This is a genomic window from Draconibacterium sp. IB214405, from assembly GCF_033963885.1.
In the GTDB taxonomy this organism is placed as follows: Bacteria; Bacteroidota; Bacteroidia; order Bacteroidales; family Prolixibacteraceae; genus Draconibacterium.
In genome coordinates this window covers 870,148-883,212 of sequence record NZ_JAXBMA010000002.1, presented here as the reverse complement: position 1 = coordinate 883,212, position 13,065 = coordinate 870,148, and the positions used below count along the sequence as shown (strand labels likewise).

The 13,065-nt window shown below is 40.0% G+C and carries 11 protein-coding genes; 8 read left to right on the top strand and 3 right to left on the bottom strand.

Annotated elements, in window-relative coordinates; all coding sequences use genetic code 11:
* Positions 1-2: 2 nt before the first annotated feature.
* Positions 3-1,298 (bottom strand): 30S ribosomal protein S12 methylthiotransferase RimO, encoded by a 1,296-nt coding sequence (gene rimO / locus SLH46_RS09815; protein WP_320281003.1) that lies wholly within the window; start codon positions 1,296-1,298, stop codon positions 3-5.
* A 218-nt stretch (positions 1,299-1,516) separates the two neighbouring features.
* On the opposite strand from rimO, the gene SLH46_RS09810 reads away from it, so the two are divergent.
* Complete coding sequence (locus tag SLH46_RS09810) at positions 1,517-2,053, top strand: DUF2975 domain-containing protein (protein ID WP_320281002.1); 537 nt, start codon at positions 1,517-1,519, stop codon at positions 2,051-2,053.
* Positions 2,054-2,056: 3 nt separating this feature from the next.
* Positions 2,057-2,266, top strand: coding sequence for a helix-turn-helix domain-containing protein (locus SLH46_RS09805; protein ID WP_320281001.1), 210 nt, complete (start codon positions 2,057-2,059; stop codon positions 2,264-2,266).
* A 148-nt stretch (positions 2,267-2,414) separates the two neighbouring features.
* On the opposite strand, the gene SLH46_RS09800 is transcribed toward SLH46_RS09805, so the two are convergent.
* On the bottom strand, positions 2,415-3,290 hold the full coding sequence (locus SLH46_RS09800; protein ID WP_320281000.1) for a creatininase family protein: 876 nt from the start codon (positions 3,288-3,290) through the stop codon (positions 2,415-2,417).
* Positions 3,291-3,381: 91 nt separating this feature from the next.
* Here SLH46_RS09800 and SLH46_RS09795 point away from each other — a divergent pair, with 91 nt between their 5' ends.
* The 5 genes from SLH46_RS09795 to SLH46_RS09775 all read left to right on the top strand — a co-directional run bounded on the left by SLH46_RS09795 (position 3,382) and on the right by SLH46_RS09775 (position 10,054).
* On the top strand, positions 3,382-4,668 hold the full coding sequence (locus SLH46_RS09795; RefSeq protein ID WP_320280999.1) for a hypothetical protein: 1,287 nt from the start codon (positions 3,382-3,384) through the stop codon (positions 4,666-4,668).
* Positions 4,625-5,542, top strand: coding sequence for an HAD family hydrolase (locus SLH46_RS09790; RefSeq protein WP_320280998.1), 918 nt, complete (start codon positions 4,625-4,627; stop codon positions 5,540-5,542). Before SLH46_RS09795 ends, SLH46_RS09790 begins: the two co-directional genes overlap by 44 nt.
* Positions 5,539-6,990, top strand: a complete 1,452-nt coding sequence (locus tag SLH46_RS09785; RefSeq protein WP_320280997.1) for a hypothetical protein — start codon at positions 5,539-5,541, stop codon at positions 6,988-6,990. Before SLH46_RS09790 ends, SLH46_RS09785 begins: the two co-directional genes overlap by 4 nt.
* 147 nt (positions 6,991-7,137) lie before the next feature.
* On the top strand, positions 7,138-8,355 hold the full coding sequence (locus SLH46_RS09780) for a hypothetical protein (RefSeq protein ID WP_320280996.1): 1,218 nt from the start codon (positions 7,138-7,140) through the stop codon (positions 8,353-8,355).
* Positions 8,356-8,368: 13 nt separating this feature from the next.
* On the top strand, positions 8,369-10,054 hold the full coding sequence (locus SLH46_RS09775) for a sugar phosphorylase (RefSeq protein WP_320280995.1): 1,686 nt from the start codon (positions 8,369-8,371) through the stop codon (positions 10,052-10,054).
* A gap of 94 nt (positions 10,055-10,148) precedes the next feature.
* On the opposite strand, the gene SLH46_RS09770 is transcribed toward SLH46_RS09775, so the two are convergent.
* The gene (locus SLH46_RS09770) at positions 10,149-11,828 is read right to left on the bottom strand and encodes a M20/M25/M40 family metallo-hydrolase (RefSeq protein ID WP_320280994.1); all 1,680 of its coding nucleotides are present in this window, start codon (positions 11,826-11,828) and stop codon (positions 10,149-10,151) included.
* Positions 11,829-12,372: 544 nt separating this feature from the next.
* Here SLH46_RS09770 and SLH46_RS09765 point away from each other — a divergent pair.
* Positions 12,373-13,059: a hypothetical protein gene (locus tag SLH46_RS09765; RefSeq protein ID WP_320280993.1), complete on the top strand. Its 687-nt coding sequence runs from the start codon at positions 12,373-12,375 to the stop codon at positions 13,057-13,059.
* The last annotated feature ends 6 nt before the right edge of the window (positions 13,060-13,065 follow it).

Genomic DNA, 13,065 nt, shown 5'->3' with positions numbered 1-13,065 from the left:
CCTTAAATCAGTTCTCCGTACAAGTCATAATCTTCGGCACCTGTTATTTTCACTTTAATAATGGTGCCGTTTTTTATTTCATCGTCAGTAGTAATATAAACCTCACCGTCAACTTCAGGCGAATCAAATTCGGTACGTCCAACGAAATAATCGCCCTCTTTACGGTCGATAATTACATCAAACTCCTGCCCTATTTTCTGCTGGTTGAGTTCGGCCGAAATGTATTGCTGTACTTCCATTATTTCGTCGGCACGCTCCTGTTTTGTTTCCTGATCCAGTGTATCTTTAAATTTTGATGCGGCATAAGTTCCGTCTTCTTCCGAATAAGGGAAAACACCCAGTCGACCGAATTTTTGCTCTTCCACAAAGGCTTTCAGCTCTTCAAAATCTTCTTCAGTCTCGCCGGGGAAACCAACTAACATGGTAGTGCGAATTACTACTCCGGGAACTTCTTCTTTAATTTTGGCAATTAAGGCCTCCGTTTCTTCACGCGTAACATGGCGCAACATATTTTTCAGCACGTTGTTTGCAATGTGCTGCAGTGGCATATCGAGGTATTTACACACTTTTGGATTTTCGCGCATTACCGGCAAAATCTCCATCGGGAATTTCGTTGGATACAAATAATGCAAACGAATCCATTCAATTCCTTCAATTTCCGAAACCTTGTTGATCAGTTCTGCCAATTGGTTTTTACCATATAAATCGATACCGTAGTAGGAAAGATCCTGGGCGATCAGCAACAGCTCCTTCACTCCTTTTTTGGCCAGGTAACGGGCTTCCATCACCAGACTTTCGATAGTGCGCGATTGGTGGCGGCCAGTCATTTTCGGGATGGCACAAAACGAGCACGAACGGTTACAACCTTCCGAAATTTTAAGGTAAGCAAAATGTGATGGCGTGGTAATTTTACGCTCGTAAATGTATTCGGGCGCGTAGGTAACTTTTAGCTCTTCAACCATGGCTTTCATATCGAACTTACCAAAGTACTTGTCTACTTCGGGCAGTTCATCTTCCAGCTCGTTGTGGTAACGTTCCGAGAGGCACCCCATAACGTAAAGTTTGTCTATCTCACCACGTTTTTTAGCTTCGGCATAATCCAGAATCATATCGATCGACTCCTGTTTGGCATCGTGAATAAAACCACAGGTGTTTACAAAAACTGCATCAAAATTGGTATCGTTTGAGTCGTGCATCACTTCAAACTTTCCCTTCTCCAACTGGTTCAGTAAAACCTCCGAATCAACCAGGTTTTTCGAACATCCCATTGTCACCACATTTACCCTTTTCTTCGCCATAACTTTAATGCTTTCAATTTCAGGCTGCAAAGTAAAGATAAATTTGTCTGAAATAAGAAAGTATAAGCGACTAACTACTGAAATATAACACAGGTAAATAATAGTTTTCCGGGCATTTTAAATCACCAATCAATAAATATTTATTGATTTAAAATCTTTATTTATTGTTTTTCGATAATTATTTATTTACTTTGCATAAAACATTAAAAACAACTACCATGAAAATGAAAGGAAAAACTCAAACTGAACATGTTCTTATTTTTATGAAGGTATTGGCCCTGATCGCATATGTTAGCTTTGCTATCAAAGCAGTTATTCTTCTATATTTCTATATATCGAGTTTATGGAACCCGGAAAATGCAAAAAACTTTTATATAGGACTTAATCTGCTTCAGTTAAGACAGGAAAACTTCACGCTTTACTCCGTTTTAGTCGCATCTGAATTTGCGATGTCGATTTTAAAAGCCATTGTTTGGTGGATGGTAGTTCAGCTGATTAATAAAATAAAACTAACGAATCCTTTTACCGTAAAGGTTGCATACAAACTTGAAAGAATAAGCTATTTATTATTTGCGGTATGGGTGCTGGCAGTTACGTTTCGTGGACTTGCAGCCGGGCTTGGTGAGCTAGCCGGCAATTTAAATGATTCCTGGAATCATGGCCAATTTCTGTTTATGGCCGGTCTGGTATTTATTATTTCGCAGATTTTTAAACGCGGAGTTGAATTACAGTTAGAAAACGATTTAACAGTTTAAGCTATGCCAATAATCGTAAATCTTGATGTTATGATGGCGCGGCGCAAAATGTCGCTCAACGAACTTTCAGAGAAAGTAAACATCACACTGGCCAACCTTTCGATATTAAAAACAGGAAAAGCCAAAGCTGTTCGTTTTAGCACGCTTGAAGCTATTTGCGAAGCGCTCGATTGTCAACCCGGTGATATTTTGGAATATGTTGATGAAAAATAACTTGTCTGATCCACTTCGTGTTTTCTGTCATCTCGACGAGAGTGCGAGGAGAGATCTGTCACCGCAGTGCACAACAGTAACAGATTCCTCTCTGCGCTCGGAATGACAATCATGCCTCTAACATTTGTTAAAGTATGGATTACGCCAACTATTGTTTTGTCTTTAACGGATCAGCAGCCTCCTTAAAAAACTGCTCCTGCAAAGCTGGCACAACAGTGTCGGCTTTTACCAATTTAATCATTTCTACCAACTGATCTACGGTATGGTTGATCCACAATTCTCCTGCTTCGGCATTGGCATCCCAGGCCTCTCCGCCGTAATGATTCGGATAACTGGCATACCACCAAATTCCGGTGTAAACATATTTTAATGCGTTCATCCGGTCCTGATCAACACCCGACTGTTGTTTAGCCCTATCAACATGTACCACATCAGGTTGTGCTGCAGCCATTGCCGATGTTTCGCTGTTTCCGGCATGCGCATCGTACAGATCGTGACGTGTTAAAGCTTCTGCTTTTTCATTCACCACTTTGCTATCTTCCGGGCGAAACCAATACAAAGAATATCCACGAGGTTCAGAAAGTTGTGCCATTCCAAAATAATTCAGGAATGCATTATTTCCACCATGTCCGTTTACAATGATTATTTTCTCAAAACCGTTGCGATTTAGTTCGTCCAGGGTTTCCTGTAAGACTTTCCAAATTAGTTCCGGCGAGTACGAAATAGTACCAGGTTGATGTCGAGCTTCGTTTATCTGGCTAAAATAATACCACGGAAATACGACAGTATACTCCTGTTCGGCCGCCCGAAGTGAATACTCACGCGACAAATAAAGATCGGTACCCAGTGGCAACTGCGCACCGTGTTTTTCCATTACCCCTATAGGAATAATGCAGGTCTTCGAACTTTTTTCAACAGCTTTTATAAAATCGGGGGCAGTTAATTCTTCAAGTCGGTACGATAAATCCTGTGCGGAAACAAACGAAATAATCGCCAACAGCAACAATGTTGCAACTTTTTTCATAGGTCTTAGGTTTTAGTTAATATTTTCATAAAAATAGATTCTTAGAAACATTTTCCCAACGATTTTCTATTTTTATACATAAACTTACAACATGCCAGTAGTAATCGCACATAGTCATTTAAATCCCGGTGGTGTTACCCGAATTATTGAATCGCAGATCGACAGCCTCGAGGGAGAAGAGATAAAAGTTCTGGTGGGTGCTTGCCCCGATGAAAGTATAATAAAAGAGAAAAATGCCGAGCTACACATTATTCCTGAGCTCGATTATCTCGATCGTCACCAATACACGGAGCAGGAAGCAAAAGAAATGTTGCATAAAATACACGCTGACATTCGTGAGCAACTCACTCCAGATACCGTTTTACATTTTCACAACCTGAATCTCGGTAAAAACCCGATTGTAACGTATGCGGTTTATTTGCTGGCAAAAGAAGGTGTTAAGGTGTTTAACCATGCCCACGATTTTGCCGAAGACCGACCAAGCAATTATTCATTTCTGGAAGAAATTATCTATGATATTTTTCTGCAGGATATCAACGAGGTGTTGTATCCGAAGTTGCCCAACTATCATTTTGGGGTGCTGAATTCGTTTGACTTCGACCGATTAAAAGAGCTGGGCGTTACTGAAGACCGTATTGAATGGCTTCCAAATCCGGTAACGTTTAATACATCAGACGACCTGCCCGAAAAAGCGGATGCCAAACAAACTGTTTGTGAAGAATTGAATATCGATTGCAATAAATTGCTAGTGACGTACCCGGTACGTGTAATTCAACGAAAAAATATTGGGGAGTTTATATTGCTCTATATTTTATTCCGCCACCGTGTAAATTTTGCCGTAACACAACCTCCGCAAAATCCTGTTGAAATTGAAATGTACAATCAATGGATTGAATTCTGCAGAGTAAATGAAATCGACATCATATTTGAAGCCGGTACAAAAGTTAACTTCGAGAAACTGTTGCGTGGAAGCGATTTTTGCATTACTACAAGTTACAAAGAAGGATTTGGAATGGTTTACCTTGAACCGTGGTTACTCGATACTCCGGTGGTTGGCCGCGACATCGATTTTATAACCCGCGATTTTAAAGACGATGGTTTTAGCTTTCCCACACTGTATTACAAGTTGAATATTCCCGGAATTAAAACCGATTTCAAAGATCTCAACTTAAAAATGCAGATGGAGATCATTTCAGGTGTTCTTAGCGAAAAGATAGAAAAACAAAAACTGTTTGAACAAAATCCCATTTTAAACACTCTATTTAGTGACGTATCGTCACACGTAACAGAAAAAAACAAGACAATTATCAAAAACAACTACTCGTTGAAAGGATATGGAATTAAACTTCAGAAACGATATAAAAAAATGGTTGGATAGTTCGGAAAAACTACAACCTATCCCCACCACTTTTTGCCCCAATTTAAAAACCGATTCGAAAGAAAAAATAAAAGCCGTCATTTTCGACATTTACGGTACTTTACTTATTTCTTCATCAGGCGATATCGATCAGGCTTCGCTGAATAAAGACAATATGCGCGCGGCAATGGAAGCCGGTGGTTTTGACTTTACGAGTTGCAAGGAAGATACCTGCAGTTTTCTGCTCGATCAGTTACAGCTGCAGGTTAAAAAGCAGCACGAAGAGCTAAAAACAAAAGGTCACCCCTTCCCCGATGTCGATATTTTTAAGGTCTGGTCTGACATGTTCGAAGCGGCTGAAAAGGAAGGACTATTAAAACTGAGTGGCAACGAATCGTGGACGGATACCATTATGGTTTTCGAACTGCTGAGCAACCGCGTTTACCCCATGCCGGGCATGAAAGAAGTGCTGCTGGAAATAAAAAAAATGGGAATACCCATTGGTATTGTTTCCAACGCGCAATTCTACACACCCATTATTATGAATTATTTTCTGACCGGCGAGTTTAAAACCGATCAACATATCGATCTTTTTGAGGAAGATCTTGCGGTATACTCGTACAAAGAATTGCGGGCAAAACCCGACACGGCTTTGTTCGACAAGTTTATTCCAGCTCTGATTAACAAGTATGATACAGAGCCATCGGAAACCATATTTGTGGGAAACGACATGCTGAAAGACGTTTACACGGCCACAAAAGCAGGTGTACGAACGGTGCTTTTTGCCGGCGATGAACGCTCGCTGCGCCTGCGTGAAGACGACCCGCGCGTTAAAGGAATGTTCCCCGATTTTATTATCAACGATTTACAACAACTACTGAAAATTATAGGATGAAGTTAAACGAATTACGCGTAGGAATTATCCATTCCTTAATAGGCAAAAACGATGGAGTTTCGATTGTTATCGACCAAACTGTTGAAGCCATGTCGGAACACCTCGACATAAACATTGGTAACTTTTTCTTTTTGGCCGCGCACTCGTCGCCGCGTTTTAATGCGCAAACAAACGATGTGTTCTGGCACAAAAGCGAAGCGCATAAAACCATTTTAAATAATTTCAATAATCCCGACACCGAGGGGTTGGATGAACTGATTCACGAGAATGCCTTATATGCAAAAAAAGTTATTCAGGAGTGGGTTGACGAAAACGATATAGACCTGATTATTGCACACAACACTTCACATCCTTATAACTTTATTACTGCAGTTGGTTTAGGTTATTACATTGAAGAGTTGCGTGCCGAAGGAATTATCTGGCCAAAACTGATGGTGTGGTGGCACGATTCGTATTTCGAACGCGATATTTTTTCGAATCCCAATGAGGTGATTCAGAAATACTTGAAATACCTGCCCGGAGTTACTTTTGTAAATTCGATTGCATTTATTAATAAGCAGCAAATCGATTTGGGAAAAAGGCTTTTTGAACAGCTTAACGCCAGCAAACTGGAGAAATTCTTTAAACTGCGCACAACAGTTGTTCCAAACACCTGCGAAATTCCATGGGAATGGGAAGACATTAATCCGGAAACGGAAGAGCTAATTTGCCCGGTACAAGACAATTACAACGACTCGTTTATGAAAGACATCGGTCTTGTTCAGCAAGTTGAAAGCCGTGGCTTCACCATGGAAGAAACGGTAATTCTGCTACAACACACCCGTGTTGTTCCACGAAAGAAAATCGAACTGGCCATTGATTTGGCTTTCGCTTTGGAAAAAAAATTCACCAAAAACCGCGAGAAAAAATGTGTAGCGGTTATTGTAAGTGGTCATTCGGGCGACGAGCAAAACCAGTATCTCAACAATCTTTACGTTCATTACACCGAGCTTTGCAAGGCAAATCCAAACAGTAATGTAGTATTGATTTTTGGAGAACACAACATCCTTTCGCACCGCGATATTATTGTGGACAGGAAGTTTTACAAATTTGCAGAAGTACCCTCTATAGTTGCGGCTCATGGCGGAATTGGAACCTACTTCAGCGATGTGGAAGGTTTTGGGAATAACCTGCTCGAAATGATGTCGTTTGGATTGCCGGCGGTAATCAACAAATACGAGGTTTACAAGGAAGAAATTGAGCAGTACGGTTTTGATCTTCCGGCAATCGACGGCGGTGGCGTAACCGAAGATTTGGTTAATTCGGCTTACCGTTTACTTACCGATATTCCGTACCGCAACAAGGTTGTAATGCACAACCTAAAAGTGCTAAAAGAAAAACTCGATCATAAGATTATTGCAGAAAAACTCGAACCGATTATCAAAAGTATGTACATGCGCGAGTTGTAGAACAAAGGCGCATGTTAATTATCGGGCTAAACGTACCAAATCAAAAACGAAGGACAACGTTTACAACAAATGTTTTTTTATATTTAAAAGGTCGTCAGAAGAACGGCAACAATCAGTAGTTATTTGACACACATAAAACAGTAGAAAATGGGAGATTTTTATCAGAATGGATTTGTAGCAACACTTCATAATTTACGTGCCAGGCCTTACGAAGAGCTGGAACAAAAATTGGAGAAGTTTAGTAAAAAACGTCCTATCGGATTAATTATTCCTTCCTTATATTCTGAGTTATCGCGTCAGGCACTAAAAGATATTGTTACTATTTTAAAAGACATCCCCTATGTTTCGGAGATTGTAATCGGTTTAGACCGTGCCGACGATTATCAGTACAAAAACGCCCTTGAATTTTTTGCAGAACTGCCACAACACCACAGAGTGATTTGGAATGATGGCCCGCGAATGCTTGAATTTAAAGAGAAACTGGCATCGAAAAACATTGTTACAAACGTTCCCGGAAAAGGGCGAAATGTGTGGTTCTGTTTTGGTTATATGATCGCCTCCGGACGATCGGAAGCAATTGCCCTGCACGACGCCGATATTGTTACTTACAACCGCGAAATGCTGGCTCGTTTGGTTTATCCGGTTGCCGACCCCTCGTTTAACTTCAAATATTGTAAAGGCTACTATTTCAGAACTGATGATGAAAAGTTGCATGGACGGGCAGTACGCTTGCTGGTTACTCCGCTTTTAAGAACCTTAAAAAAATTATTGGGTCATCATACTTACCTGGAATATCTCGATAGTTTTCGATATCCGCTGGCAGGCGAATTTTCGATGCGTGCCGATATTATAAAAACCATTCGTATTCCTTACGATTGGGGACTTGAAATTGGTATTTTAAACGAGGTTGAACGAAACAACTCGTTAAACCGGATTTGCCAGGTTGAAATTGCCGACCGCTACGATCATAAACATCAATCGCTTTCTGCCGAAGATGCAGAAAAAGGTTTATCGAAAATGAGTCGCGACGTTTCTCGTGCAATTTTTGGGAAACTGGCCACTGACGGTATTACGCTAACTCCGGAATTCTTCCGTACACTAAAAGCAACCTATTACAGAATAGCACTTGAGTTTGTGGAACTTTACAAAGCCGATGCGGCAATGAACGGTCTTTCATACGATTTTCATAAGGAAGAGGAAGTTATCGATTTGTTTGTAAAGAATGTGTACCAGGCAGGAATTGATTATTTGAACAATCCCGACACCGTACCGCTTATGCCAAGCTGGAAACGTGTGCAGAGTGCTTTCCCCGAGATTTTAGAAGAGTTTCATGAGATTGTAGAAGCAGATAACAACATCATCTAAAAACCTGAAAAATATGATTAATCCCGATACTTCTTTCATTAAAAAAATTGAGAGTCGGCTTAAATTTATTTACAAGGATAAGCTTGATAAAACGATTCTTGCTGATTTATTACACGTTATTTCGTCGTATCAAATCAGCTCGTCGAAAGGCGCAAAATGGAACGAAAAAGATGTGGTATTGATTACCTATGGCGACAGCATAAAAAACGCTGAAGAAGAGCCACTGCAAACGCTCCGCACTTTTTTAAATGATAATCTGAACGAACAATTAACCGTTGTTCATATTCTACCATTTTTTCCATACAGTAGCGACGATGGTTTCTCGGTGATCGATTTCAGAGAAGTGAATCCTGAGCTGGGAGACTGGCGCGACATTGAAGATTTGACAAAAGATTACGATCTGATGGCCGATTTGGTAATTAATCACGCGTCGAGTAAAAGCCAGTGGTTTAAAAACTTTTTAAAACAACACGGAAAGGGTAAAAACTATTTTATTACTGAAGATCCGGCAACCGACCTTTCGCAAGTTACACGTCCGCGCAGCACACCGCTTTTAACGCCTTATGAAACGGCCGACGGTACCAAACACGTTTGGACAACTTTTAGCGCCGACCAAGTAGATTTGAATTTCTCAAATCCTGATTTGCTGGTTGAGATGATGGATATTCTGCTCGGTTATATCAATAAAGGCGCACGAATTATTCGCCTCGATGCGATTGCCTTTTTGTGGAAAGTTGTAGGAACAACATGTTTGCACCTACCGGAAACACACGAGGTAGTTAAACTAATGCGTGATGTTGCTGAGTTTATTAATCCTGATACAGTAATTCTAACTGAAACCAATGTACCGAATAAGGAAAACCTGAGTTATTTTGGCGATGGCGACGAAGCCCACATGGTTTATCAGTTTAGCCTCCCTCCCCTGTTGTTACACGCACTGCACACCGGCAATTCAAGCTACCTGACCAGTTGGGCGAAAAGTTTGCCTCAACTTGAAGGAAATAAAACATTTTTCAATTTTACGGCTTCTCACGATGGTGTTGGCGTTCGTCCCTTGGAAGGGCTTTTACCCGACGATGAGAAAAACACTTTGGTGGAAAATATGAAAGGTTTTGGTGGTTTGGTTAACTACAAATCGAACCCCGATGGCAGCCAAAGTCCGTACGAACTTAACATTACCTATTTCGATGCGCTTAAGGGCACACACAAGGGCGAAGACAGCCTTCACGCTGAGCGTTTTCTGGCTTCGCAGGTTTGTATGATGAGTTTGGCCGGTGTTCCCGCATTTTATATTCACAGCTTAACGGCCACTCCGAATTATTACGAGGGAGTGGAAAAAACGCAGCATAACCGCACTATAAACCGCAGAAAATGGCAGCTGGATGAGTTGAAAGAAGTTCTGAAGAATGATACCACTCAGAAAAAAGTATTTGAATCGTTACAACAACTTATTCTGTTACGGAAAAAACAAACGGCATTTCATCCAAACGCCGCGCAGGAAGTTCTTGATTTTGGAAATGACTTTTTTGTACTAAAAAGACAATCACAAGAACAAAGCATTTTGGCGATTATTAATTTATGTGACGAAGAAAAGGAAATTGAAATTCCAAAAGGATACGGTTTTGATTTGATTTCAGGAGACAAATTCACTTCCAACAAATTAAATGCTTACCAGTGTTTGTGGTTGGTTAAACGTTAAAAACACATCTTACGAAAACAAGAAAAGATCTCATATCGAAATACAAAAAAGGCTACCAAATTTGGTAGCCTTTTCTATTTTACTAACTCTATATTTACTCAGCCTCAGGTTTTACTGTAGTTTTTTTCCAGTCGTCGCTGTTGGCAAATTTCCAGGTGTTCAAAAATCCAACTTTAATAATATTCTGCATTTTTTCCCAGTTAATTTTGCTCAACTCATCTGATGGTTGGTGATAATCAGGATGCATAGCCGCCATAAAGTAGAAAACAGGAATGTCTTCCGCTGCAAATGGAGCATGATCGCTACCTCCTCCAGGACGTTCCGAAGGACGCAAATCCAAATCAAGATTAATATCGAAATCTGCGATATGTTTTTTTGTGGTTTCGCCAATTACAGTATTGGCTTCGGTGTAAACCATGTGCGCCTGATTCTTTAAAGTATCGCCTTCCGGGTTTCTGGCAATCATATCATAATTCAGGTTCAGCACTACATTCAAATCCTTTTCTTTAGCTTCGCGAACAAAATAGGTTGAACCGAATAATCCTTTCTCTTCGCCTGTCCATGCCGCGAAAACAACAGATTTTTCTGGTTTCTCGCCGGTTTCCATAAATGCTTTTGCAATCTCCATTACGCCAACTGTTCCTGATGCATTATCATCAGCACCGTTGTAAATTACACCGTCAAATATTCCAAGGTGATCGTAATGTCCGCCAACAACAATAAACTCATCTTTATTTTTACCTTCAATATAACCTACTACATTTCTGGCGTTAACTACTTTCGAATTTACCGATGTTTTAAAGGCAACCGATTTGCCTGCCAATACCTGCGATGCCGGTTCCAAACTTTTAGCTGCATCGGCTTCAAACTTTTCAATATCAACACCGGTGCCCGATAAAATTTCGTTGGCAACACGCGCTGAAACAGTAAAAGTCGACAGGTTACTTCCCAGTTCTTTTCCTGGTAACGACATTCTGTTTCCATAATACGGATTTGGTCTTTTGTCGCTTTCGTTATAACCACCGTTATCTCTGTAAATATTGTTTTGCGCCCATCCCATCATTGGATTTGCACTCGGACTGATTCGGATTACAGCCAAAGCTCCGGCGTCCTGTAAACCTGTCATTTTATTACGCTCAAGGTAATATTCCGCACGACGTCCTTCCGGTTTAAACTTTTTGTAGGCAGCCGAAGTAGTGTCGTTATGTCCCGGGTAACCTTCTAAAATCACCACAATTTTACCGGCAACATCCAATTTTTTCAAATCATCGTAGGTTTTATCTTCATCAGCATAACCGTATCCTGCAAATACCAGCGGCGCTTGCACTTTTTGTCCTACGGTTCCGGTCTGTACATAAAAATCAGTTTTATAAACAAAGTCCATCGAACTTTCGCTTCCCGGTTTACTTGTAACTACCGAAAATACCTGCTCGTCGCCCGGTTCATATTCAATCAGACCAAAGCTTTGGAAATAAGTACGGTATTGTTCCGGTCTAACCCCGGCCATTCTTTCGCTTCGCGATGGTTGAGTATATGCCACATCGCCAAAGGGTTGAACTCCGTAGGTTTTAAACATCGAAGCAATGTAATCGGCAGCAATGTATGCGCCTTTGGTTCCAACAGCACGGCCCTCGGTCCAGTCGGATGCAAGAAACTCCAACTGCCCTTTAATCGACTCCATTGTAATGGCATCCAAGCCTTTTTCAACCTCGTTTTGGGCAAACAGCACATTCCCCGAAATAAATAGAATTAAGAATAAAGAAATTTTTTTCATGCGATTTAAATTGTTTGTATTAATGCTTTTATTCAATATTGAAAATTTTCATTAGCGAACTCAGATCTGTAATTCGTAAAAGACAAGTTCGTTTTTGGTTCTATTTACAAAACGTATCTTATATTCCTTTACACTTAAAATAACAGGTAGCTAATTGTGTTTAACATTACACCCGGCTGCATTTTATTTTCACTCACAATGCCCCTTTTTGAATAGAAATGCATAAATCCGGCATAATTAAAATTCATTTTGACAAATAAATGACACAATTTATTACAATTCGTCATCACAATAATAATCAAAACAATATTTATAAAACTAAACATTTGTCATGTTTAAGCCTACTACGTGCCTGACGACAAAGTGATATTACATACCTCAAACAGATCATTGGTTCTTTTTATACAAAAAAATTCCAGAAGACAAAACCCATGTTATTTTGAAGATGAAATTGAAGAAAGTATAACATTTGCACCGCCTTAATCGTATTGATCAATACGGTTTTTGTATTTCGTATCAACTCAACCAATTTAAAATCAACACCATGAAAAATACCATTCAAGTAAACGGAATAATCTACAAATACGAAAAGTTGGTTCAGATTCCTTTAAATACACCCTACAATGTTTATATCGCTGAAGCTTCTACTCCTTATGCCGATTATTACGGGCAGGTTCCACGAATGGCGAAACCCAATTCCATTTTCCTTTTTACTAAAAATTTCTATTTCCTTGAGGAGTTAATTTGTTATTCATCAACCATTGAAAAATGTCTGTTAGAACACATAAACATTGCGAGTGCGGTGGTTGAATCGGGCGGAAAACAATACCCCGCAATTCGGATAAAAGATTTTCCGGATTACAGTCAATTGGTAAAACTGCAGGATTGCCTGACCAAAAACAACGTGGAATTTACCGATAAACTCTCTTTTGACGGAGAGGTTAAAACCAAAGTGAGCAAACCATTTATTTTGGAAGAGCTAGAACCTGATTTTTATATGGATCAGGTTGAAGAACACAAAGGTTATATTGTAATAAACAGGCATTTTAATGCGGAGGAGTTTGAAAGCGCGATTAAACAAATAAGATACAATGGAGTGTGTAAGCTTTTTGATGCTGAGCAGGGAGAGCTATACTACGACGGCAAACTAGTCCATATCGTCCGTATTTTTTCCGAAGCTTTGGACCTGGCTATGCTTAAATGTTTGCAAAAAGAATTTTCGAAATTATAGAGCAAA

Excerpts from the sequence above, each read along its gene's own strand:
- SLH46_RS09775 (WP_320280995.1), top strand. The coding sequence starts at position 8,369 with ATGATTAATCCCGATACTTCTTTCATTAAAAAAATTGAGAGTCGGCTT.
- SLH46_RS09765 (WP_320280993.1), top strand. The coding sequence starts at position 12,373 with ATGAAAAATACCATTCAAGTAAACGGAATAATCTACAAATACGAAAAG.
- SLH46_RS09805 (WP_320281001.1), top strand. The coding sequence starts at position 2,057 with ATGCCAATAATCGTAAATCTTGATGTTATGATGGCGCGGCGCAAAATG.
- SLH46_RS09790 (WP_320280998.1), top strand. The coding sequence starts at position 4,625 with ATGGAATTAAACTTCAGAAACGATATAAAAAAATGGTTGGATAGTTCG.
- rimO (WP_320281003.1), bottom strand. The coding sequence starts at position 1,298 with ATGGCGAAGAAAAGGGTAAATGTGGTGACAATGGGATGTTCGAAAAAC.
- SLH46_RS09780 (WP_320280996.1), top strand. The coding sequence starts at position 7,138 with ATGGGAGATTTTTATCAGAATGGATTTGTAGCAACACTTCATAATTTA.
- SLH46_RS09795 (WP_320280999.1), top strand. The coding sequence starts at position 3,382 with ATGCCAGTAGTAATCGCACATAGTCATTTAAATCCCGGTGGTGTTACC.
- SLH46_RS09800 (WP_320281000.1), bottom strand. The coding sequence starts at position 3,290 with ATGAAAAAAGTTGCAACATTGTTGCTGTTGGCGATTATTTCGTTTGTT.
- SLH46_RS09785 (WP_320280997.1), top strand. The coding sequence starts at position 5,539 with ATGAAGTTAAACGAATTACGCGTAGGAATTATCCATTCCTTAATAGGC.
- SLH46_RS09770 (WP_320280994.1), bottom strand. The coding sequence starts at position 11,828 with ATGAAAAAAATTTCTTTATTCTTAATTCTATTTATTTCGGGGAATGTG.
- SLH46_RS09810 (WP_320281002.1), top strand. The coding sequence starts at position 1,517 with ATGAAAATGAAAGGAAAAACTCAAACTGAACATGTTCTTATTTTTATG.